The organism is Aliarcobacter vitoriensis (assembly GCF_048320235.1).
Lineage (GTDB): Bacteria > Campylobacterota > Campylobacteria > Campylobacterales > Arcobacteraceae > Aliarcobacter > Aliarcobacter vitoriensis.
This window is the reverse complement of the sequence record NZ_CP182882.1, coordinates 1,277,832-1,301,060: the sequence shown is the minus strand read 5'-3', so window position 1 is coordinate 1,301,060 and position 23,229 is coordinate 1,277,832. Positions and strand designations below refer to the sequence as shown.

Here is a 23,229-nt window from a genome sequence, read left to right as displayed (position 1 = left end):
ACGAATAGCTATGTCTGTTGCTGCGATATTGACTTGCGGGGGGGGGTAACCTATTAAGTGCTAATGAAACTACGGTATTAGACACTATTTCAGTAAAAAGCAATACTTTAGGAAATACAACAGAAAACTCAAATTCATACACAACAGGAAGTATGAATACTGCTACAAAACTTGATTTATCAATCAAAGAAACACCACAATCCGTTGTTGTAATAACAAAACAACAAATGGAAGATTTTAACTATAACTCTTTTGAAGATATTGTAAATAATACAGCAGGTTTAAGAGCCTCAAAAACTGATACTGATAGAGTATATATGACTGCTAGAGGATTTGAAATAGATTATTATCAAATTGATGGAATTCCTACAAGTAGATATATCACTTTAGAAGATTTATCAATTTATGATAGAGTTGAAATAGTAAAAGGTGCAAATGGTCTTATGAGTGGTGCAGGAAATCCTGCTGCTTCAATGAATCTAGTAAGAAAACATGCAAACTCTAAAGAATTTAAAGGAGATATAACTTTACAGGGTGGTTCTTGGGATACTTATAAAGGAACAGTTGATATGCAAACTCCTTTAAATAGTGATGGAAGTATAAGAGGAAGAATTGTAGTAAGTTATGCAGACCAAGATTCATATAAAGATTTTTATAGTAAAGAAAGCAATACTTTATATGCAGTTGTAGATGTAGATATAAGTGATAATACACAAGTTTCAGTTGGTGCAAGTAGGTTAGAAAGTAAACCAAAAGGTACAACTTGGGGAGGAGTTCCTATCTATTTTAGTGATGGAACTTTAACAAATTTTAGTCCTGAAGACTCTTTTGTTACTGATTGGGCTTATTATAATAAAGAAACTAATTCAGCATTTTTAAATTTTGAACACTATTTTGATAATGATATAAAAATAAAAGCAAATTATTTATACTATAAAACTTCTTATGAAACAAATATGCTTTATATGAATTATAGTAATCTTGATAAAAATACAGGATTAGGAACAAGTGCTACTTCTCCTTGGAAAGCAGATGATAAGCAAGTAGATAATACTTTTGATATTTATGCTTCTATTCCTTTTAAACTTGGAAATAAAGAGCATGAAATTATAGCTGGAGCTATGTATCAAAAGCAAAATAGAGATACTTTTGGGCAAAAATCATCAAATGTAAATTTATCAGGAAATAGTATCTATTCTTGGAATGCAAATATTCCTGAACCAATTTATCAAGCTAAAGTAAGAAGTGGAGAAAGTTCAGCAGAACAAAAAGCGGCTTATGTTGTTGGAAGATTTTCTTTATTAGATGATTTAACACTTATAACAGGTGGTAGATTGACTAATTATGAATCAGATGATAAATTCAATAAATACTCTTATAAAAATAAAGAAGTTTTTATTCCTTATGCAGGATTGGTTTACAATATAGATGAAAATCATAGTGTTTATACAAGTTATACAGATATTTTTCAACCACAAGATAATAAAGATAAAAGTGGTAAAAAGTTAGATCCAAGAGAGGGTAATAACTATGAAGTTGGAATAAAAGGAGAGTATTTTAATAAAAAATTAAATACAGGATTAACTTTATTTAGAGTTCAACAAGATAATGTTCCTACTTTAGCTGGAGTAGATCCAATAACAGGAGATTCATACTATACAGCAGAAAAAGGAAGTAAAACTGAAGGTATAGAGTTTGACTTAAATGGAGAAATACTTGATAACTGGAATGTAGGATTTGGTATATCTTATTATGAGATGAAAAATGCAAAAGGAGAGAGAAGATCTACTTTAACTCCACAAACACAAGTTATGCTATCTTCAACATATAAAATAGGTGATTTAACATTTGGTGGAAATGTTCATTGGAGAAGTGAATTTTATACAGATTTAACAACTCCAGCTGGTAAAATTAGAGCTACTCAAGATGACTTTTTTGTAGTAGATGCTATGGCAAAATATGAGTTTAATAAAAATTTATCAGCACAATTAAATATCAATAACTTATTTGATAAAGAGTATTATTCAAATATGGTATATAGTAATCAATATATTTTTGGTGATCCAAGAAGTGCAACTGTAACACTAAAATATAAATTCTAAAATATTATAAAGAGAGTTTTTCTCTCTTTATATTTTTAAGCATGGGTTTCAAAGTATTTATTTAATTTTGAGATTAAAATTTCGATGATAAAATATACTTTACTTTTGTACTTTGGAACTCATACTTAAATCTATTTTATAAAATGTTTCCCGTGAAACATTTTCTATTTTTCCCAAAACTCTTTCAATGCTTTACTATTTTCATTTGTTTCTGTACTAGAATTTGAGCTAATATTTGTAGATAGATTTTCTATCTCTTTTAAAGCAGTTTTATATTCATCTTCTGAGATTTTATCAAACTTATTCTCTTCTTTTGAGTTTAAATTTGTTTCTATTTTTGTAGAAGTTTGTGAATGATTTGTAGAAGTAGATTTTCCTTTAAAAGATAAATACTCTTCAATTAACTTTTCATATTCATTAAAATCAAGAAGAACTATCGAAGGTCTTCCATCTTTTAATATTACTGCTTTTTCAATCTCTTTATTGTTTAGTTTGTCAAATATAGGTTTGTTTTTTCTTACCAAATCAGTTGCTGAAAACATCTCTTTTGAACTATATTGAAGTAGTGACATTGTAATCCTTTACAAATTTAATTATGTATTATATCACAAAACAAAATTATTTAGAGAATAAATTCTCAGCCCACTCAGTAATTGGTCCTCTTAAAACTTTTTCTAGTTTTATAGCAAAAATATTTACAAGTTTATTTTCATTTTTTGTTGATTTTAAAAGAGTTGTTAGAGCATTTGTATATTTATTTACATAGAAATTATCTATTTGCTTATTTGAACCAAGGATTACCACTTTACAACTATCATCAATTCTTGATAAAACCATTTGCATAGTTTTATTTGACATATTTTGTGCTTCATCTATGATTATAAATGAATTTGATAGTGTTCTTCCTCTCATTTCACCTACCCACATAGTTTCTATTGCATAGTTTGAAATCATCTGTTCAACTCTAGCTTGAACTTCACTATCTTCAAGTGGAGAATATGGTAATTCTGCTCTTTTATTTCTTCTTTTTTTATGTTCACTTCTGATGATATACTCTAAACTATCCATAAGTGGATGATTATATATTCTAAATTTTTCTTCAAGTCCTGGTAAATATCCAACATCTTCACCTTTATCTAAAGACTCAATAGAGTTTCTTATATAGATAATCTTTTGAAAATATTTTTGTTTTACAAGTTTTAATGCTCCACTCAAAGCTAAAAGTGTTTTACCACTACCAGCTTTTGCTTCTACTATTAAAACATTGTAAAAGTGGTTTATGATTGCATTTGAGAAAAATAGTTGTTCTTTATTTAAAGGAGTTATGACTTGATTTCTAACTTCTTCTTCATTGAGAAGTTGTATTTTATCATTTTGAATATTTGCTAAAACTACTTGATCAGAGTGTTTTACTTTCATACAATATGAAAAGTTTTCTACTTTATACTCTTTATCAAACTTTTTTATATCTTGATTATCTAAATACTCTAAATCATTAAAATCTATCTCTATATCTTTTATAAATTCAAAATAAAAGTCATCTTTATCTTTACCTAAAAGTGATGAAGATTTTATATCAAGAGATATAGCTCTTGTTCTTGCCATAATATCCATTGAAATAAATTCAATATCTTTTTCATAGTAACTATTTGAGAAAGTTGCTATTTCTAAAATTTTTCTATCATTTATGATGTTTGATGAAACATTTTTTGTATTGATATCATACTCATCTTTTGAAATAATATCTACAATAGTATCTTTTTTATTTTCTATTTTTAATCTGATAATTTTGTAATTATCTACTTTTTTTGAGTCTATTATCTGTGAATTTTCTAAAAGTCTTGCGAACTCTCTAGCTTGAAAATTTATCTCTTCAAAACCACTTTTTTTACTATCTATTTCATCTAAAACTGTTTCTGCCAATATAATAAGATTTTTGTTTTCATCAGATAGTTTTACAATATTTGTAGCATCTTCAAGCAATATATTTGTATCAAGTAGATAGAACTTTTCAAAATTCATTATTTAGCCTTTTTGTGATTTAATATTTTATAACAGATAAATGCAAATAGTACAATTACAATAGCTGTAAATATCCAAGATAGATTTTTAGTTATAACATAAGTAACTATTAAAATAGCCAAAGCTGTTGGTAATTCATTGTACATTCTAAAAAATCTTCCATTCTTTTTACAGGCATCATTTGATAAAGATTTTCTAAATTTTGTTAAAGATATAGCATAAGCTACAAGTAATATTATGGCTACAATCTTTGCTATCATCCAATCTTGGCTTAAAAGTGCTGGGTTTAAAACAATCATAGCAATCCCACTAAATATTGTTACTGTCATCGCTGGATGACCTATATAAGCATCTATTTTTAGTTCTTGTATCTTTACAACTTCTACAAACTCTTTTTTATCTATATGCTCTGTGTGATATACGAAAAGCCTTGGAAGATAAAACAAAACTGCCATCCAAGATAAAACAGCAATTACATGTAAACTCAAAATCCAAGTGTAATATTCCATAAATTAATCCTTATTTTTTATTTTATTTATCCATTCATTTAGAGTTTTCTCAAATGCAATATTTGATGAATCATAGAGTTTTAAATCTTCTTTTAAATACTCTTGTTCAACATAACCACCAAAATCGTGTGGATAAAGATATCCAATATGTTGGCTATCTAAATGTTTTGGAATATCAAGTATCTTACCATTTTTTATTTGTTCTAAAGCTTTATTTATACCTTTGTATGCACTGTTTGATTTTGGGCAAGAAGCTAAATAAACTGCACACTGAGATAGTATTATTCTTGATTCTGGGTAGCCTATTTTGTTACAGGCTAACATTGTGCTAACTGCAAGATTTAAAGCATTTGGATTTGCATTTCCAATATCTTCACTAGCAAAAATTACCAATCTTCTTGTGATAAAATCTACACTTTCTCCACCTTCAATCAGTCTTCCCATATAGTATAAAGCTGCATCTATATTTGAACCTCTTAAAGATTTTATCATAGCACTTGCTAAATCATAGTGAGTATTACTAGAACTTACTCCATCTCCTATTACTCTTTCTCTTAATTGTTTTAACAAATCTATATCAATATCTTTAGATACTTTATATGAAAAATTTAACAATGTTAGCATTGCACGAGCATCACCAGAGCTTGATTGTATCAAATACTCTTTAGCTTCACTTGATATATTTATATCAATATCTTTTAAAGCAATATCAAATATTCTTAGCATATCTTCATAATCAAATGCTTTAAATTCATAAAGAAAAGATCTTGAGCGAATAGCACTTGTTAGAGTAAAAAAAGGATTTTCTGTACTTGCACCTATAATAATTGCATCATAATTTTCCATTATTGGAAGTAGCACTTCTTGTTGATTTTTTGAAAGTCTATGAACTTCATCTATAAAAATAAGAGGTTTTATCAATGCACCTTTGTATTTATCAAAAACTTTTCTTAAGTCTTCAATTTTAATAGAAGTTGCATTGAAGTAGTAATAATCTGTGTTTATTTCACGAGCAATTATTTTTGCTAATGTTGTTTTCCCAGTTCCTGGTTTTCCATGAAAAAATAGATGAGGAATATCTTTTTGTTTTATAAGTTTGTAAAGAGCTTTATCTTTACCTATTATGTGAGATTGTCCAACAAAGTTTTCTAAATTTGTTGGACGAAGTTTATTAGATAGATCTATCATCTTCATTCATAAAAATTCTAAGATTTTTATATTCATCTTTTGTTAAAAATCTTGATTTTCCTGTTGGAAGATTGTTTAAAGATACTCCACCATATTCTAATCTTTTTAAATCCATAACATCAAGATTAAAGTGTGCAAAGAATCTTCTTAATTCTCTATTTTTCCCTTCATTTATTACTACTTTTATTTTAGAAATTTTCTCACCATTTGCTTGAATATCATAAGCTAAAAATGGAGCAAAATGCATAGATTTTATTTTTGTTTTACTATATGCACCTTTTGTTGCATCTTCAATTGTAATACCTTTTTGCATAGCTTCTTCAACTTTAGGAGTGATAAAGCCACTAACTTTTATTTTATAAACTCTTTCTAAATCAGAGTGCATTAATTTATTTACAATATCAACACTATCACTTAAAAGCAATAATCCTTCACTTGAATAGTCAAGTCGCCCTACACTCAAGAAATGCTTGTATTTTGCTTCTAAACCATCATAAATCGTCTTTCTACCTTGTGGGTCACTCTTTGTTACAATTTCACCTTTTGGCTTATTATAAACTATTACAGTATACATTCTATTCTTATCTTCTTTGATGATTTTTTTACCTATTTCAACTTTATCTGTTGTTTTAACTTTTGTAGCTAAATCTGTGATAAGTTTGTTGTTTACTCTTACAAGTCCATCAGCAATCAATTTATCTGCTTCTCTTCTTGAATAGTTACTGTTATGAGATAAAAATTTATTTAATCTCATTACTTCATATGGTATTTCATCGCTCTTTTTTGTATCTTTTTTCATTTTATTCCTGCCTCAATTAAATCATGAATATGAAGTAATCCGACTAATTTTTTGTTTTTGTCTGTAACAACTAAAAGTTGTATTTTATAATTTTCTATAATTTGAAGTGCATCACTAGCTAGTAAATTCTCATCATCAAAAGTTTTTGGATTCATAGTTGCAATATCTTCAATGTTACAGTCAATAGAAAAATTTGGTTTCATCAATGCTCTTCTTAAATCACCATCACTTAATATTCCAATAACCTTTTGATTTTCATCTACAATAATAACAGAACCAACTCTACCTTCACTCATTACAATAATTGCATCTTTTAGTTTTGTTTCACGTGAAACAATAGGTAAGTTTTCTTTTTTTAGTAAATCAGCTATTTTTATAAATAGTTTTTTACCTAAAGTTCCACCAGGATGAAAAGAAGCAAAATCTTCTTTTCTGAAATCTCTTTTTTTCATCAAACAAACAGCAAGAGCATCACCCATTGCCATAGTTAAAGTTGTAGAAGAAGTTGGAGCAGTATCAAGTGGACAAGCTTCTTTTTCAACAGCAATATTTATAAAATAGTCTGAATACTTTGCTAAAGTTGAGTTTTCACTTTTAGCCATAGATATTAAAGGGATATTCAATCTTTTTAAGTGTGGTAAAATTTGGATTAGCTCTTCACTTTCCCCACTATAAGATATCCCTAGAACAATATCATCTTTACCTATCATTCCTAAATCACCGTGCATTGCTTCTGTTGGATGAAGAAAGAAGGAACTTGTTCCTGTACTTGCTAATGTTGCAGCAATTTTTGCTCCTACAAGTCCAGATTTTCCAACTCCTGTAACAATAAGTTTTCCTTTCGATTGTATAATTAAATCAATAATATTTTCAATATCAAAAGAGACAGAGTTTGCACTCTTTTCTAACTCTTTTGATTCAGTTAGCAAAACATCTTTTACTATCTCTTTGTAGTTCATATTTTGTCCTATTGTACAAATATTGTAGGAACAATCATAGGGTATTTTTTATATTTTCTAATACAGTGTTTTCTTACAACTTTTCTTAACTCATCTTCTAAGATTCTACTATTTTTGAAAATACCTGGTTTTGCATTTTCTAAGAATACACCTAAGATATCTTCTATCTCTTTTGTAAAGAATTTATCTTGTTTATCAGATATCAATCCAAAACTAGCAACTTTTGGTTTTCCAGCAAGTGTTCTATCACTCTCATTTATTTGAGCAACTATCATAACGACACCCTCTTTTGCCATAGTTTGTCTATCGATAACTACATCATCAGAAATTTTATTGTTTAGTTGATTGTCAATATAAACTTTTCCACTTTTAACTGATTTTACTTTTTTAAGATATTTTGGATTAACTTCAATTTGTTCTCCATCAGCCATAACATAAACATTTCTCTCTAATACTCCACAATCAACTCCAGTTTCTCCATGTTTTAAAGCATGATTATATTCTCCATGTACTGGTAGGAAGAATTTAGGTTTTACAAGTCTTAGCATAAGTTTTTGCTCTTCTTGAGCCGCATGTCCAGATACGTGAATATCTGCATAATCTTGATAAGCAACTTTAGCTCCAGCTTTTAATAAGTGATTTATAATTTCAGAAACACTTCCTTCATTTCCTGGAATTGCTTTTGAAGATAAAATTATTTGATCTTCAGGTTTAATTTTAATATGTCTATGTTCATGAATTGCCATTCTATATAAAGCACTCATTGATTCACCTTGACTTCCTGTTGTTACTATTAAAACTTCTTTATCGTTATATTTCCCTACTTCATGAGCTTCAATAAATTGATCTCTTGGGAATTTTATATAACCTAGATTCATAGCGATTTCAAGGTTTTTTTCCATTGAACGACCAATAACACATATTTTTCTACCGTATTTTAAAGCTTTTTCTATTGCTTGAGCAACTCTATGAATATTTGATGAGAATGTACTCATTATAACTCTTCCTTGAGAAGTTGAGAATATTCTTTCAAATGTAGGAGCAACAGCTTTTTCAGTTTTTGTAAAACCTGGAGAGTGAGAGTTTGTTGAATCAGAAGTTAAAACTAAAACACCCTCTTCTCCATAATGTGCAAGTCTATGAATATCTGTTGGAAAACCATCTATTGGAGTATGATCGATTTTAAAATCTCCTGTATGTATCATAGTACCAGCAGCAGTTTTAATAGCAATTGCAGATGAATCTATGATAGAGTGAGTTATATGCATCCACTCTATTTCAAAATCATTTCCAATTTTTATAGGAGTTCTTTTAGAAATTGCTCTAAATAAATTTCTATGTTCTCTCATTTTATGTTCATCAAATTTTGAACCAATCATTTCAAGTGGTAAAGATGTTCCATAAATAGGAAATTGCATCTCTTTAAATAAATAAGGCATAGCTCCTATATGATCTTCATGACCATGAGTGATAATAACAGCTACAATTTTATCTTTTATATCTCTTAAGTATGAGAAATCAGGTATTAAAATATCAACTCCATGCATTTCTCCATCAGGAAAACTCATACCAACATCTACTATGATTGCTTCATTTTCAGTTTCAACAACCATCATATTTCCACCAATTTCGTTTAATCCACCAAGTGGAGTTATTCTTATTTTGGCATTTGTATTTAGATTTAATTTATAGTGAGGATTCAATCTATCTTTATGAATTTTCTCATTAATAATATATGCTTTTTTTAAATCATTAGTCCAACCTTCTCCACTACTACTATTTTGAGCATCTTTTACAGCATATTTTGGTTTTGGTTTTCTTTTTTTGTTATAAGGAAGCCTTTTTTGAGGAGCTTCTGTTGATTGTTCAGCTTGAGTGCTGTTTTGTATCTCGTTAGTTTGTGTTGTCTGTTCTTTAAATTCTTTTGTTTCTTCCATTTTTTACCTTTGTATACATTTGGCTATACAAAGATGAACAAACTTCATGAGGTCGTAAATTTTCGTCAATTTCAAGCTCTTTAAATAGTTCAAGAATTTGATTTTTATCTAATATAGTAGATAAATTTTTTGATAGTTTTTTTCTTGGCTGAATAAAACAGGCCTTCAAAAATCTATTAAAATCTTTATCTATATTTTTTGACAAATCCTTTTTTATATAAAGAATTGAAGATACAACTTTTGGAATTGGATCAAAAGCTTCAGGTGGAACATCAAAAAGTATCTTTGAGTCATTTGATAATAACTCAGTGATAATACCTAAAGATGAGTATTCTTTATCATTTACATTTGCAGTAAATTTTAAAGCAACCTCTTTTTGAACCATAACAATAATATGTTCACAAAAGCTATCTTCAAAAGCTTTTAATATAATATTTGTTGCAATATAGTATGGTAGATTTGCTATCAAATCATAATTACCATTATATAAGGTTTTTTGCTCATCCCAAGCATCTAAAACATCAGCGTGAATGATTTTTAGATTTCCCTTATCTAAGTTAATTGCAAACTTTGACTTTAAAATACCAATTAAATCGGTATCAACCTCATAAGCTGTTACATCTTTGTACTTGACTAAATTTTTAGTCAAATCACCTAATCCAGGCCCAATTTCTACAATATGATTATTGTTATGGGGCATCGATTCGATGATTTTATTTAAAATTGAACTATCTTTTAAAAAGTTTTGTCCGTATTGTTTTTTTGCTTTTACTTTTTCCATAATAGCGAGGAGTATATCTGTTTTTAACTTACAATTAGATAATATTTTTTACTTATTTTTAAGGAATTTAATAGTGAATAGTTTAGCAAAAAGGATTATTCCTTGTTTAGATGTGAATAATGGTAGAGTTGTAAAAGGTGTTAATTTCGTTGGATTAAAAGATGCTGGAGATCCAGTTGAGGTTGCAAAAAGATACAATGATGAAGGTGCAGATGAACTAACATTTTTAGACATTACAGCTAGTTATGAGAACAGAGGAACTATTGTTGATATTGTAAAAAATGTAGCAAAAGAGGTTTTTATCCCTTTAACTGTTGGTGGAGGAATAAGAAAATTAGACGATATTTATACTCTTTTAAATGTTGGCTGTGACAAAATATCTATAAATTCTAGTGCTGTTTCAACACCAAATTTAATAAATGATGGTGCAAAAAGATTTGGTAGCCAATGTATAGTTGTAGCTATTGATGTTAAAAAAGTTTCTGATGGTTCTTATCATGTTTTTGTAAAAGGTGGACGAGAAGATACAGGACTTGATGCTCTTACATGGGCAAAAGAAGTTTATGATAGAGGTGCAGGAGAGATTCTTTTAACTTCTATGGATACTGATGGTGTAAAACAAGGATTTGATTTAGAGATTACTGAAAAAATCTCAAAAATTGTAGATATCCCTGTAATTGCAAGTGGTGGAGCAGGAACGATGCAACATTTTAAAGATGCATATGAAGTTGGTGCAAGTGCAGCATTAGCTGCTTCAATTTTCCACTTCAAAGAGATAGATATTATGGATTTAAAAAAGTATTTACAACAAAATGGAATAAATGTAAGGATATAAAATGAATAAAAAAATATTAGCAACAGCCCTATTTTTACCAATTTTAGGGTTTTCTTATGAGTTGAGTTTTACTAAGGTATTTGAAAAAAAAGTTAATGGAGATTTACTAACTTCAAATATTTCGATAAGTGTTGATAAAAAAGATGAAAAATCTGTGAATAATGAAATTGAGAAATTTAACAATTTTATAAAGAATACAAAGAATATTACAATAAAAAATACAAATTATAGTTTGTATCCAAAGTATGAATATGAAAAAGATAAATCAGTTTTTAAAGGTTATTCAGGGAATAGTAGTTTCTCAATTGAATCTAAAGATGCAAAAGAGATAAATACCTTTTTATCGGAACTTATGCAGTTAAAAGATAGTATAAAATCAAATGATTTAAAACTAAATATTTCACATTTATCATGGAGTGTTAGCAAAATATTATTAGATAAAAATGTTGAAGAATTAAGATTGGAATCTTTACTTTGGATTGATGAATATTCAAAAGAATTATCATCTAAAATCTCAAAAAAATGTGAAATTAAAAGTGTAAATAGTTTTGAACAAAGAGGAATAAGTGGAGTATATGCACGAAAAAGTATGATGATGAGTTCAGATAGTGTGAATTATGAAAGTAGTAGTGATATCTCACCTTTAAATACTGAACAAAATATTTCTCTTGAAACAAGTTATGTATTGGATTGTAAGTGATAATAAGTGCAGGGAGAAATGAAACTTTTCCTTTTTCTACATCAATTGGTGTAGGATTAATAGAAACTTCTATAAATCTTACACGAATGTGTTTATTTAATAAGCCAGAATATCTACTTTTTATTGGAAGTGCTGGAAGTTATGGAGATTTTAAAGTTTTTGATATAGTTGAATCAAAAAAATCTTCAAATATTGAGTTAGGATTTTTAACACAAAGTGCTTATACTCCACTTGATAATGTAATAGAAAGCGATAATAATTTTGTAAAAAATGACACAATAGTAAATAGTTCAAATTATATTTCAACAGATGATAAGCTTACAAAAGAGTTTTTGGACTATGGAGTTGGTATTGAAAATATGGAATTTTTTTCTGTTTTAAGTGTAGCAAAAGAGTTTAAAATACCAGTTGCAGGAATATTTGTTGTAACAAATTACACAAATAAAGACGCACATAAAGATTTTTTAGAAAATCACAAAATTGCTATGGACAAACTAACAAATTATCTAGTACAAAAAGATATAATTAAAATAAAAATGGAAAAATAATGGCAAAAGAGCAATTAGTATCTATTTATGATTTCACATTAGATGAATTAAAAAGTAGATTAAAACCATCATTTAGAGCAAAACAAGTTTATAATTGGCTTTATAAAAAATATGCAAGTTCTTATGATGAGATGAAAAATTTACCAAAAGAGTTAATTGAAGATTTAAAAACAAATTATCCAATAGACATTATGCAAGTTGTTAAAAAAGAACAAAGTCGTGATGGAAGTATAAAGTATCTTTTTAAATTAAGAGATAATCATACAGTTGAAGCTGTTTTACTTTTGATGAAAGATAAAAAAATTGATGAAGATGGACAAATAGTAAGAAGTGAAAAATATACAGTTTGTATCTCATCTCAAGTTGGCTGTAAAGTTGGCTGTAGTTTCTGTTTAACAGCTAAAGGTGGATTTGTAAGAAACCTAACTGTTGGAGAGTATATAGCACAAATTGTAAATATAAAAAGAGATAATAATATAGCTGAAAATAAGGCTCTAAACATCGTTTATATGGGAATGGGTGAACCACTTGATAATTTTGATAATTTTGTAAAAGCTGTTGAGATTTTTTCAGAACTTGATGGTTTGGCAATAAGTAGAAGAAGGCAAACTGTTTCAACTTCAGGAATTGCAAGTAAAATAAAAAAATTGGGTGAAAAAGATTTACAAATACAACTAGCTATTTCTCTTCATGCAGTTGATGATGAGCTAAGAAGTGAATTAATCCCAATGAACAAAGCTTATAATATTGCTTCAATTATAGAAGCTGTTAAAGCATTTCCAGTTGATACTAGAAAAAAAGTTATGTTTGAATATTTGGTTATAAAAGATAAAAATGATAGTATCGATGCTGCAAAAAAACTAGTTAGTTTACTAAATGGAATACAAGCGAAAGTAAACTTAATATATTTCAATCCATATCCAGGAACTTCATATCAAAGACCTCAAGAAAATGATATGTTAAAATTCAAAGATTTTTTAAACTCTAAAGGAGTTATTTGTACAATTAGAGAATCAAAAGGTTTGGATATTAGTGCTGCTTGTGGACAATTAAAAGAAAAGGATGCAAATGGGACTAATTGAGGTAGGATTACTAATATTTTTATTTGTTTTTGTGATTATTGCAGGTGTAGGATTTTATATGTATAATAAAAAAGATGAGGAATAGATTATGACAGTTACAAGATTTGCCCCAAGTCCAACGGGATATTTACATATTGGAGGATTAAGAACTTCATTATATAGTTATCTATGGGCTAGAAAAAATGATGGAGTTTTTAGACTAAGAATTGAAGATACAGATTTAGAAAGAAACAGTCAAGATGCATTAAAAGCTATAATTGAAGCTTTTGATTGGGTTGGATTAAGTTATGATGGAGAAGTTGAATATCAATCAAAAAGAACAGAGATATATAAAGAGTATATAAATAAATTGTTAGATAGTGGAAAAGCTTATAAATGCTATATGAGTAAAGAAGAACTTGATACTTTACGAGCAGCACAAGAAGCAGCAAAACAAACACCAAGATATGATGGAACTTGGCGACCTGAAGATGGGAAAACTTTGCCAGAAATTCCAGCTGGAGTTGAACCAGTTATTAGAATAAAAGCTCCAAAAGATGGAACTATTGAGTTTCTTGATGGAGTAAAAGGTGCTATGAAATTTGAATCTTCGTTTGTTGATGATTTTGTAATAGCAAGAAGCAATGGAATGCCAACATACAATTTTGTTGTAACAATAGATGATGCTTTGATGGAGATGACAGATGTTATAAGAGGAGATGATCATTTATCAAATACTCCAAAACAAATAGTAATTTATGAAGCTTTAGGTTTTAAAATTCCAAAATTTTATCATGTTCCTATGATCAATAATCCAGAAGGTAAAAAACTATCAAAAAGAGATGGTGCTATGGATGTTATGGATTATAAAAGATTGGGATATTTACCAGAAGCATTATTAAACTTTTTAGTAAGACTTGGTTGGTCAAATGGAGATCAAGAGATATTTTCAATGGAAGAGATGTTAAAACTATTTGATCCTTCAAATATCAATAAATCAGCATCAGCGTACAATGCAGAAAAGCTTTTATGGTTAAATGGTGAATATATTAAAAAAACTTCAAATGAAAGATTGGAAAAAGAGTTAAAGTTTTTTGATTTAGATTTGTCAAATGTAGAGAAAAAAGATGATTTATTGAATTTAGCAAAACAAAGAGCAAATACTTTAGTAGAATTAAAAAAATCAATTGAAGATATTTTAAATATTCCAAGCTCTTATGATGAAGCTGGAGTTAAAAAATTTGTTAAAGAAGATACAAAAGAAATATTAGAAAAATATATAAATTTACTAAAAGAGAATAAAAATTCTTTAAATAGTGTAGAAAAAATAGAAAATTTTACAAAACCTTTTATAGAAGAACAAGGTTTAAAATTTCCACAACTTTTTCAACCAATACGAATAGCAATCACGGGTGGAACGCAAGCACCATCAGTTTATGACATAATTTTTATCTTAGGATTTGATGAAGTATTTTCACGAATTTCAAAAGCTTTGGAAAAAAATTTTCAAAACACTTGATTATTGAAAAATATTAAGGCATAATATCTAACTTTTTCAAAGGATAAGAATTATGAATATTTACGTAGGTAATTTATCATACAGAATGAATGATAATGAAGTTGAAGCAATGTTTGCTAAGTTTGGTGCAGTTAAAAGTGCAAAAGTTATAATGGATAGAGAAACAGGAAGATCAAAAGGTTTTGCATTTGTTGAAATGGCTGAGCAATCTGCTGGACAAGAAGCAATCGAAGCTTTAAATGGTAAAGAAACTGAAGGTAGAACTTTAAGAGTTAATGAAGCTCAACCAAGAGAAGAAAAACCAAGAAGAAGATTCTAAAAATGATTTAGTGATGTTTTTACATCACTAAACTTTCTAAAATGAAAATTTTACTCCTTGAAGATGATTTAATTTTAAATGAAATCTTACAAGAACATCTAATCACACAAAATCACACAGTTGTCACAACCTTTAGTTCAAATGAAGCTCAAGATTATTTGTATTCTCAAAATTTTGATTTACTAATACTTGATGTGAATGTGCCAGATTTAAATGGATTTGAATTATTAAAAGAACTTAGAAATCACAATATAAAAACACCAGCAATATTTATAACATCACTTAGTATGGTAGAAGATATGCAAAAAGGGTTTGAAAGTGGATGTGAAGATTATATTAGAAAACCTTTTGAATTAAAAGAACTTAATTTGCGAATAAATAATATAAAAAGGCTTTTTAATATAGATTTAAAAACAAAGATAAGTGAAAATATATATTTGGATTTACAAAATTACCAGATTATAAAAAATGATAAAATATACAATTTATCTAAAAAAGAGTGTGAAGTTCTACAATATTTATTTACAAATTCATCAAAAATAGTAAGTATTGATGAGCTTATTACAAATATATATAGTTATGAAGATAATGTTGATAGTTCAACAATACGAACTTATATAAAGAATTTACGAAAAATTTTAGGTGAAGATAAAATTTTGAATATAAGAGGAGTTGGTTATAGACTTAACTTCTAGTGAAAAGAAAAGTTTTTTTAGCTTTTTAGGACTTTATTTAGGCTCTTCTTTTATATTGATGCTACTTGCAACATTTTTTTATTATCAAAATGAGAAAATATTATATATAGATTTAGCAAAATCCAATATGCAAAATGTCGTATCAAAAGCTTCAAATGAGATAATTATTTCACATATGACAAATTTAGATTTTGATAAAAGTAGATATTTGAATGACTATGAAATGTCATTTTATGATATGAATCAAAAGTTATTATTTGGAAGTTTAAAGGATAGTTTTGATTTTTCTTTAAATTTTTATCAAGATAAAGATAAGTTAATTATTGTCGATAGTTCAGCTGTTGGGCATTTAGGAATTTGGTATATAGTTCTAAAAGATAATAGTTTAAAAGAAAAAATATCAAAATTAACTCTAAATATTATAGGCATTTTTTTAATATTTTACTCAATTATAGCTCTTGTTGGATGGTATTTGGCAAAATTATTTTTAAAACCAATCAAAGATGAAAGACAGAGATTGAATAATTTTATCAAAGATACTACACATGAATTAAATACTCCAATAAGTGCTTTGATAATGTCGAGTAACAGTGAAAATTTGACTCAAAAACAGCTTGAAAGAATAAAATTTAGTGCAAAAAGAATAAGTGAGATATACAAAGATTTAACATATATATTTTTAGAAAAAATACAAAACAAGAGTATAGAAAAGCTCGAAATCTCTCAAATTATAAAAGAAGAGATAGCAAATTTTGAACCAATGATTATAAGAAAAAAGTTAATTATAGATTTGAATTTAGATGAGTTTTATTATGAAATAAATAAAGATGATTTTATAAGACTTTTCAATAATCTTTTTTCAAATGCAATAAAATACAATAAGATAGATGGGCAAATTGAAGTTATTTTAAAAGATAGAATGTTAATAGTAAAAGATAGTGGAATAGGAATAGATAAAACAAAAATAAAAGATATTTTTAAACGATATTATCGAGCTACAAACCAAAGTGGTGGCTTTGGTTTAGGGTTGAATATTGTAAATATGATATGTAAGAATTATAATATAAAAATAGAAGTTGAATCTGATGAAAATCAAGGAACAATTTTTAAATTAAATCTTTAATTATTGCAATAATATCCTATCCGAAAAGTTTTTTAAAATGTATAATTTAGAAAATATGAAAGTGATTTATATTGGAAGATAGATTTGTATATAAAAACAAGTTAGGAATTACAGCATTAAAAGCAAGTGTAAACAAGCTTACTCTTAAAAAACATTCTCATGAAGAATACTCTTTAGCAGTTACTTTAAAAGGAGAGCAAAATTATCAACTAGAAGGTTTTTCTCTTACTTCTTACAAAAATGGAATCACACTTTTTAATCCAGAACAAATACATGAAAGCAAAAGTGGTAGTTGTGATTATGTATTATTACTTATAAAACCACAGTTAGTTTTAGAAGGTTTAGAACAAAAAAATATTATCAAGTTTGATTCTCCAATAATTTATAATGATAAATTAAAACAAGATATTCTAAATCTTTCAAATGCGATATTAACGCAAAAAGATGAACTTTTTTGTAGTGAACTATTTTTAAATGTGGTAGATAATTTTAGTAAAAAAGATTTTATTTTTAATAGCAAAAAAGAGAAAGATTTTATAGAAAAATCAAAAGAGATGATTTACTATGAAATAGAAAATATACTCAATATTGAGCAAATATCAAATGAATTTAATATTTCAAAGTTTCAATTTATTAGAAAATTCAAGGCAAATACAGGCTTTACACCTTATCAATATTTTTTAAATACAAAATTAAATCATGCAAGAAAATATCTTGATTCTAAAAAGGACTTATATGGGGCTATTGTAGAGTTTGGTTTTTCAGACCTTTCTCATTTTAATAGACATTTTAAAAGAGTTTATGGAATAACACCTTTTGAATATATCTCTTCAATTGATAGATAAAAAAGAGTTTAAGCTCTTTTTTTATTTATCAAAAATACTCCAGAAAATATTAAAATAGTTCCTATTAAATCTACAAAAGTTATATTTTCATTTATTAAAAAGTATGCAATAAAAAGTGCAACAGCAGGTGGAATATATGTTGCTGAAGATGCTCTTACTGGACCAATAATTTGAATTAAATAGTAGTAAAGAATAGTTGTTATTCCTGTTCCTAAAAGCCCAAGCCCTATTATTAGTCCATAAAATGTATGACTATCTGATAAAATATTTGTAATTCCACTAAAATCAGTAATAAAAGCTAAGAGCATAAATGCAAAACCTAATTGGTATGTTGTAAGTGCTGCAAAATGAATATTTAAGGGTGATACAAATTTTTTGGCATAAACAAAAGAACAAGCTAAAATAAATGAGCCTAAAAGAATATATATTATACCTTCAAGATTTGTTTCAAATAAGTTACTATTATAAGGTTTTGAGATAAGAATAACTCCAGAAAATCCTATTAAAATACCTAAAATCAAAGAAAGAGTTACTTTTTGCTCTTTTATAAAAATAGTAGCAAGAATAAAAGTAAATAGAGGAATAGTTCCACTTACTGCTCCTGCAACACCTGATAAAAGTAATGCAGAACCTTTTACATAGAAAAAATAGTATATTGAAGTTCCTAGTAGTGACATTATAAAAAAATGAAAACTATATTTTAAGTGTTTTATTTTTAAAACTTTTAAATAATAAGCATATAAAGAAACTGGAATAAAACCAAATAATACCCTTATTAAAACAATTTGAGTTGCACTTAAATAATCACTTGACCATTTCATATATATAAAATTTGCACCCCAAATTATCCCAAGAGTCCAGAATAAAATAAATGGTATATATTTAGACATAAATCACCTTTTGTTTTTTAATTTAAAAGGTGGATTATATAATTTAGAAAATATTTTGTATAGAACAATATTGCAGATAAAGGAAATTAAAAAAAAAGCTAAGACAATATAATCTCTGATAATATGATGGGTTGTACTAATTATAAATAAAAATAATATATTAAAAATAAGTATTGTTAATATTGTATTAATATTAAGTTAATAGAATTCCATAATCATTGTTTTAATAATAATTATTAAACTTTGATAAATAAGGTTTCCTAAAAACCTATTTCGAAATTTTAATTTAAAGGATTAAGTATGAAAATAAGATTAGCAATGTCTGTTGTAACAATTCTTACTACTAGCGGGATACAATTAAGTGCCAATGAAACTACAAAACTAGATACAGTTAGTATAGTTGAGAAATCAGAAACAAATTTTGATTTTAAAGAATCTATGAAAACTCAACCAAAAAATATTTCTGAATTGTTAAAGCAAGATGCTAGTATAGATATTGCAGGAGGAAGTCCAAATGCAAAAAGATTGTATATAAGAGGTATAAGTGAAGCATTAACAAACATTACTATTGATGGTGCAAAACAGAGTAAAGATTTACATCAACATAGAGGTGGATTATCAAGTATAGACACAGATATTTTAAAATCTGTTAGTGTAAATGCTGGAGTTTCTTTTGCAGATCAAGGTTCTGGGAACTTGGGTGGTAGTATTAGATTTGAAACAGTTGATGCTCAAGATTTATTAGAAGATGGAAAAAATTATGGAGCATTTATAAAAACTACTTTAGGAAGTATTGATGACTCTTACAAAAATTCTCTAGCTTTATATGGGAAATTGGATAATAATATTGGGCTTTTGATTTATGGGAATAAATCAGATAGTGAAAATTTTAAAACTGGTAGTGGCAAAGAGGTTTTAGGTTCAGCAGAAGAAGTTAAAAATTACCTAGTAAAATTAAGTATGATTGATTTAGCAAATCATAGTTTAAGAGTAAGCCATGAACAAAATACTCAAGAAGGACTTTATAAGTTTGGCTCAACTGGTAGTGATATGGGATATTTAATAGATGAAAATGAAGCTGTACCACAAAAGGTAAAAAGAAAAACATCAGTTTTAAATTATGGATTTAATCCAAATGATTTAGTAGATTTAGGATTGAAATTATATAAAAATGATCAAGATTTACAAAGATTGGATACTTCTACAAAATATTCAAATGAAACAAAAGGTGCAGACTTAAGGAATACTTTTTCTTTTGGAAACGATACTTTAAAAAATGAATTAACAGTTGGTGTTGATTATGAAGAAAATAAGGGTGAATCACAAGGGTTTAATAGAAAAGTAAAAGATGAGAATAGAGGTTTATTTGTACAAAATAGAATGATATTTAATAGTTTTAATTTATCTTTTGGTGCTAGATATGATGATTATGAACAAACTATTGCAAATAAAAAATTTAGTGGAGATAAAGTATCTCCAAATATTAATGCTGAATATTTTATAACAGATAATATATCAGTTTTTGCTGGTTGGGGAGAAACTGTTAGTTCTTCAAATACAGTTCCTATTGGTTGGCTAACTGATAATAAAGTACCAACATTTAATGGTTCAGTAAATGGAGATTTAAAAGCTCAAGAATCTGAAAAATATGAAGTAGGAACAAAACTTGATTTTAATGATATTCTTGCAAATGAAGATAATCTACATTTTAAATTATCATTTTTTGAAACAAATATTAAAAATCCTATTTCAAGAGTTGGTGGAGGAATGTCACCACTTGTTATAAACAATTTTCCAGATATTGAATCAAAAGGTATCGAAGCTAAAGTTGGATATCAAATAAATAATTTTAATTCTTCTATAAGCTATGCTCATGCAAAAGTAAAACAAGATGGAACGGAAATTGATGGTGCAGTAAGAAGAACAGCTGGAAGTTATGGAGATAGAATTATTGCAAATTTTGATTACGATGTTAGTAAAAATTTAGGGTTTGGTTATCAAATTCTTGGACAATTAAAAAATGATAATCCTTCAAATGATAATGTAAATAATAAAGCAGGATATGTAATTCACAATTTAAATGCTTCATTTACACCTCAAGAGTTTAAGAATTTAACTTTTTCTTTAGCCGTTAATAATTTATTTGATAAAGATTATGCTTCACATACATCTATGGTTGCAAATGGTGAAGCAGTTGGTGAAGCTGGAAGAGATGTTCGAGTATCTCTAAAATATAAATTTTAATGAGGATAAATAAAATGTTAAAAAATATTAAAAAAATTATAGTTGGAAGTATAATAGCTTCAAGTTCTCTTTTTGCAAATGGACAATTATCAATAGTAAGTGCTGGAGTTGGTGATTTAGATAATATGACGATAAAAGCATATAACGCTATAAAAGAAGCAGATATTTTCTTTACAATGGATGGAAAAGCTGGTGAATATAGTTCTTTAATTGGAAATAAGCCAGTTTATAAAGCTGGACATGGTATTTTTGCAAATATGGATAATACAAAAATGAAAAAAGAGGAGCTAGAACAACTAAAAATTGAAACTAAAAAAATAGTTTTAAATGGATATAAAGCGAACAAAAAAATTGTTTTAATAGAAAATGGTGACCCAACTATTTATGGACCACAAATAAGTTTTTTGAAAGAATTTAAAGAGTTAAATCCAAAAATTATTCCAGGAATGTCAAGCTTTAATGCTGCAAATGCAGCACTTCAAACAGCAATTATTGGTGGAATAAAAGATGCAAGTGGTGTTACTTTAACTATTGGAAGTGATAAAAATAAATTAATTTCAACATTAGCAGATTCAAAATCAACACTTGTTTTTTTTATGGATAGAGAGTTTGATAAATTTATTGACCACTTAAATACTTTATATTCAAAAGATACTGGGATTGCTATTGTAATAAATGCTGGTTCTAAGGATAAAGAAAAAGTTATTATTGCAACACTTGGTACTATAAAAGAGAAAGTTACTGAAAAACTACCTTTTAATCATTTGGTTTATGTAGGTGATTTTCTTAAATGAGAACTTCTGAAAATGGAAATTTAAAAAGAGATATTGGATTAATGTCAGCTACTATATTGGTTATTGCCAATATGGTAGGAACTGGAGTTTTTACAACTTCAGGATTTATAATCACAGAATTAAATAGTTACTCTTTACTAATGCTTTGTTGGTTTTTAGGTGGACTTTTTGCTCTAATTGGAGCATTTAGTTATGCAGAACTTGGGGCAATGTTTCCAAAAGCAGGTGGAGAATATGCCTATTTAAAAGAGAGTTTTGGAAAACTTCCTGCTTTTGTTTCTGGTTGGATATCTTTAGTAGTAGGATTTTCTGCTCCAATTGCAGCAGCTTCTATTGCTTTTGCTACATATTTATTAGGAAATCAGGAAAAGACTTGGTTTAGTTTTACTATTTTTGAATATGAAATTTTAACTCTTAATTTAATCTCTTTTATAGCAATAGCCTGTGTAATACTTTTTTCATATATTCATTATCATAGTGTAAAACTTGGTTCAAATGTACAAAATTTTTTAACAATATTTAAAATTGTATTTATTTTAATACTTATAATTGGTGGATTTACTTTTGGAAATGGTGATTTTTCAAGAGTGACTACAACTTTACTTGGAGATGATTTTTCTATATCATGGACACATTTTGCTATTTCACTTATTTTTATCTCTTTTGCTTATAGTGGTTGGAATGCAGCTTCATATTTAGGAGCAGAGATAAAAAATCCACAAAAAAATCTTCCTTTAGCTCTTTTAATAGGAACTATTTTTGTAATAATTTTATATATGCTTTTAAATTTTGTATATATTTATGCTTTAAGTATAGATGAAATGACTGGAGTTTTGCAAGTTGCAACACAAGCATCAAATGCACTCTTTGGAAATAAAATTGGTTCAATCATATCTTTAGCTATCTCTTTTGGGCTTTTATCTGTTGTAAGTGCTATGATTATGGCTGGACCAAGAGTTTATTATGCAATGGCAGAAGATGGACTATTTTTTCAAAGATTTAAAAGAGTTTGCGAAAAAAGAAACACACCAGTTCAAGCTATAATTTTACAAGCAATTATTGCAATAATTATGATTTTAACAGCAACATTTGAGAGTTTATTAATATATATTGGTTTTACATTATCTTTAGCTTCTATGCTTACAGTCATAGGTTTGATAAAATTAAGAGTTCAAAAACCAAATTTCCAACGACCATATAAAACTTTGTGGTATCCATATTTGCCACTTATTTTTATTCTAGCAAATATAGGAATTATAATTTTTTCATTTATTAGCCGACCAATTATTTCTATTTTTGGGTTATTAACTATTTTAATTGGAGTGATGATTTATTATAAAATAAAATAGATTTTTGTAT

General features: G+C 27.2%; 22 protein-coding genes. 13 read left to right on the top strand and 9 right to left on the bottom strand.

Annotation, left to right across the window (positions count from 1 at the left end):
- The first annotated feature begins 152 nt into the window (after positions 1 to 152).
- Positions 153 to 2,102, top strand: a complete 1,950-nt coding sequence (locus ACNSOS_RS06590; RefSeq protein ID WP_418184654.1) for a TonB-dependent siderophore receptor — start codon at positions 153 to 155, stop codon at positions 2,100 to 2,102.
- Positions 2,103 to 2,266: 164 nt separating this feature from the next.
- Here ACNSOS_RS06590 and ACNSOS_RS06585 read toward each other — a convergent pair whose 3' ends face one another.
- The 8 genes from ACNSOS_RS06585 to rsmA are packed head-to-tail and all read right to left on the bottom strand — an operon-like array spanning position 2,267 to position 10,297.
- Entirely contained in the window at positions 2,267 to 2,674 is a 408-nt protein-coding gene (locus ACNSOS_RS06585; RefSeq protein WP_418184653.1) for a hypothetical protein, read from the bottom strand.
- A 46-nt stretch (positions 2,675 to 2,720) separates the two neighbouring features.
- The gene (locus tag ACNSOS_RS06580; protein ID WP_418184652.1) at positions 2,721 to 4,124 is read right to left on the bottom strand and encodes a PhoH family protein; all 1,404 of its coding nucleotides are present in this window, start codon (positions 4,122 to 4,124) and stop codon (positions 2,721 to 2,723) included.
- Positions 4,124 to 4,633 carry a protoporphyrinogen oxidase HemJ gene (gene hemJ, locus ACNSOS_RS06575; protein WP_418184651.1) on the bottom strand — a complete coding sequence of 170 codons (510 nt, stop codon included), beginning with the start codon at positions 4,631 to 4,633 and terminating at the stop codon, positions 4,124 to 4,126. The genes ACNSOS_RS06580 and hemJ overlap by 1 nt, the downstream gene beginning before the upstream one ends.
- A 3-nt stretch (positions 4,634 to 4,636) precedes the next feature.
- Positions 4,637 to 5,821: a replication-associated recombination protein A gene (locus ACNSOS_RS06570; protein ID WP_418184650.1), complete on the bottom strand. Its 1,185-nt coding sequence runs from the start codon at positions 5,819 to 5,821 to the stop codon at positions 4,637 to 4,639.
- Complete coding sequence (locus ACNSOS_RS06565; RefSeq protein WP_222718424.1) at positions 5,805 to 6,575, bottom strand: pseudouridine synthase; 771 nt, start codon at positions 6,573 to 6,575, stop codon at positions 5,805 to 5,807. Before ACNSOS_RS06565 ends, ACNSOS_RS06570 begins: the two co-directional genes overlap by 17 nt.
- 41 nt (positions 6,576 to 6,616) lie before the next feature.
- The gene (locus ACNSOS_RS06560; RefSeq protein WP_418184649.1) at positions 6,617 to 7,579 is read right to left on the bottom strand and encodes a KpsF/GutQ family sugar-phosphate isomerase; all 963 of its coding nucleotides are present in this window, start codon (positions 7,577 to 7,579) and stop codon (positions 6,617 to 6,619) included.
- An 8-nt stretch (positions 7,580 to 7,587) separates the two neighbouring features.
- Positions 7,588 to 9,516, bottom strand: coding sequence for a ribonuclease J (locus ACNSOS_RS06555; protein WP_418184648.1), 1,929 nt, complete (start codon positions 9,514 to 9,516; stop codon positions 7,588 to 7,590).
- Complete coding sequence (rsmA, locus tag ACNSOS_RS06550) at positions 9,494 to 10,297, bottom strand: 16S rRNA (adenine(1518)-N(6)/adenine(1519)-N(6))-dimethyltransferase RsmA (protein ID WP_113894575.1); 804 nt, start codon at positions 10,295 to 10,297, stop codon at positions 9,494 to 9,496. Before rsmA ends, ACNSOS_RS06555 begins: the two co-directional genes overlap by 23 nt.
- Positions 10,298 to 10,370: 73 nt before the next feature.
- Here rsmA and hisF point away from each other — a divergent pair, with 73 nt between their 5' ends.
- From hisF to ACNSOS_RS06505, 9 genes are all read left to right on the top strand, one after another.
- Positions 10,371 to 11,132, top strand: a complete 762-nt coding sequence (hisF, locus tag ACNSOS_RS06545; RefSeq protein ID WP_418184647.1) for an imidazole glycerol phosphate synthase subunit HisF — start codon at positions 10,371 to 10,373, stop codon at positions 11,130 to 11,132.
- A 1-nt stretch (position 11,133) separates the two neighbouring features.
- Positions 11,134 to 11,832: an SIMPL domain-containing protein gene (locus tag ACNSOS_RS06540; RefSeq protein ID WP_113894577.1), complete on the top strand. Its 699-nt coding sequence runs from the start codon at positions 11,134 to 11,136 to the stop codon at positions 11,830 to 11,832.
- Positions 11,829 to 12,380, top strand: a complete 552-nt coding sequence (locus ACNSOS_RS06535; RefSeq protein ID WP_113909280.1) for a purine-nucleoside phosphorylase — start codon at positions 11,829 to 11,831, stop codon at positions 12,378 to 12,380. Before ACNSOS_RS06540 ends, ACNSOS_RS06535 begins: the two co-directional genes overlap by 4 nt.
- On the top strand, positions 12,380 to 13,462 hold the full coding sequence (gene rlmN / locus ACNSOS_RS06530) for a 23S rRNA (adenine(2503)-C(2))-methyltransferase RlmN (RefSeq protein WP_418184646.1): 1,083 nt from the start codon (positions 12,380 to 12,382) through the stop codon (positions 13,460 to 13,462). Before ACNSOS_RS06535 ends, rlmN begins: the two co-directional genes overlap by 1 nt.
- An 88-nt stretch (positions 13,463 to 13,550) precedes the next feature.
- Positions 13,551 to 14,960, top strand: a complete 1,410-nt coding sequence (gene gltX / locus ACNSOS_RS06525) for a glutamate--tRNA ligase (RefSeq protein ID WP_418184645.1) — start codon at positions 13,551 to 13,553, stop codon at positions 14,958 to 14,960.
- A 52-nt stretch (positions 14,961 to 15,012) separates the two neighbouring features.
- Entirely contained in the window at positions 15,013 to 15,279 is a 267-nt protein-coding gene (locus ACNSOS_RS06520; protein ID WP_113894581.1) for an RNA recognition motif domain-containing protein, read from the top strand.
- A 41-nt stretch (positions 15,280 to 15,320) separates the two neighbouring features.
- Complete coding sequence (locus tag ACNSOS_RS06515) at positions 15,321 to 15,974, top strand: response regulator transcription factor (RefSeq protein WP_418184644.1); 654 nt, start codon at positions 15,321 to 15,323, stop codon at positions 15,972 to 15,974.
- Complete coding sequence (locus tag ACNSOS_RS06510) at positions 15,952 to 17,097, top strand: sensor histidine kinase (protein WP_418184643.1); 1,146 nt, start codon at positions 15,952 to 15,954, stop codon at positions 17,095 to 17,097. Before ACNSOS_RS06515 ends, ACNSOS_RS06510 begins: the two co-directional genes overlap by 23 nt.
- A gap of 71 nt (positions 17,098 to 17,168) precedes the next feature.
- Entirely contained in the window at positions 17,169 to 17,942 is a 774-nt protein-coding gene (locus ACNSOS_RS06505) for an AraC family transcriptional regulator (protein WP_113894583.1), read from the top strand.
- An 8-nt stretch (positions 17,943 to 17,950) separates the two neighbouring features.
- Here the strand turns inward: ACNSOS_RS06505 and ACNSOS_RS06500 are convergent, their stop codons facing one another.
- Positions 17,951 to 18,832 carry a DMT family transporter gene (locus ACNSOS_RS06500; RefSeq protein ID WP_418184642.1) on the bottom strand — a complete coding sequence of 294 codons (882 nt, stop codon included), beginning with the start codon at positions 18,830 to 18,832 and terminating at the stop codon, positions 17,951 to 17,953.
- Between the two features lie 300 nt (positions 18,833 to 19,132).
- Between ACNSOS_RS06500 and ACNSOS_RS06495 the strand changes: the two genes are divergently transcribed.
- From ACNSOS_RS06495 to ACNSOS_RS06485, 3 genes are read left to right on the top strand one after another with little or no spacing between them, the layout of a single operon-like run.
- Positions 19,133 to 21,076, top strand: a complete 1,944-nt coding sequence (locus tag ACNSOS_RS06495; protein WP_418184641.1) for a TonB-dependent receptor domain-containing protein — start codon at positions 19,133 to 19,135, stop codon at positions 21,074 to 21,076.
- 14 nt (positions 21,077 to 21,090) lie between these two features.
- A complete protein-coding gene (locus ACNSOS_RS06490) occupies positions 21,091 to 21,870 on the top strand; it encodes an SAM-dependent methyltransferase (RefSeq protein ID WP_418184640.1) in 780 nt (259 codons plus the stop codon).
- The gene (locus tag ACNSOS_RS06485; RefSeq protein WP_418184639.1) at positions 21,867 to 23,219 is read left to right on the top strand and encodes an APC family permease; all 1,353 of its coding nucleotides are present in this window, start codon (positions 21,867 to 21,869) and stop codon (positions 23,217 to 23,219) included. The genes ACNSOS_RS06490 and ACNSOS_RS06485 overlap by 4 nt, the downstream gene beginning before the upstream one ends.
- Positions 23,220 to 23,229: the final 10 nt, after the last annotated feature.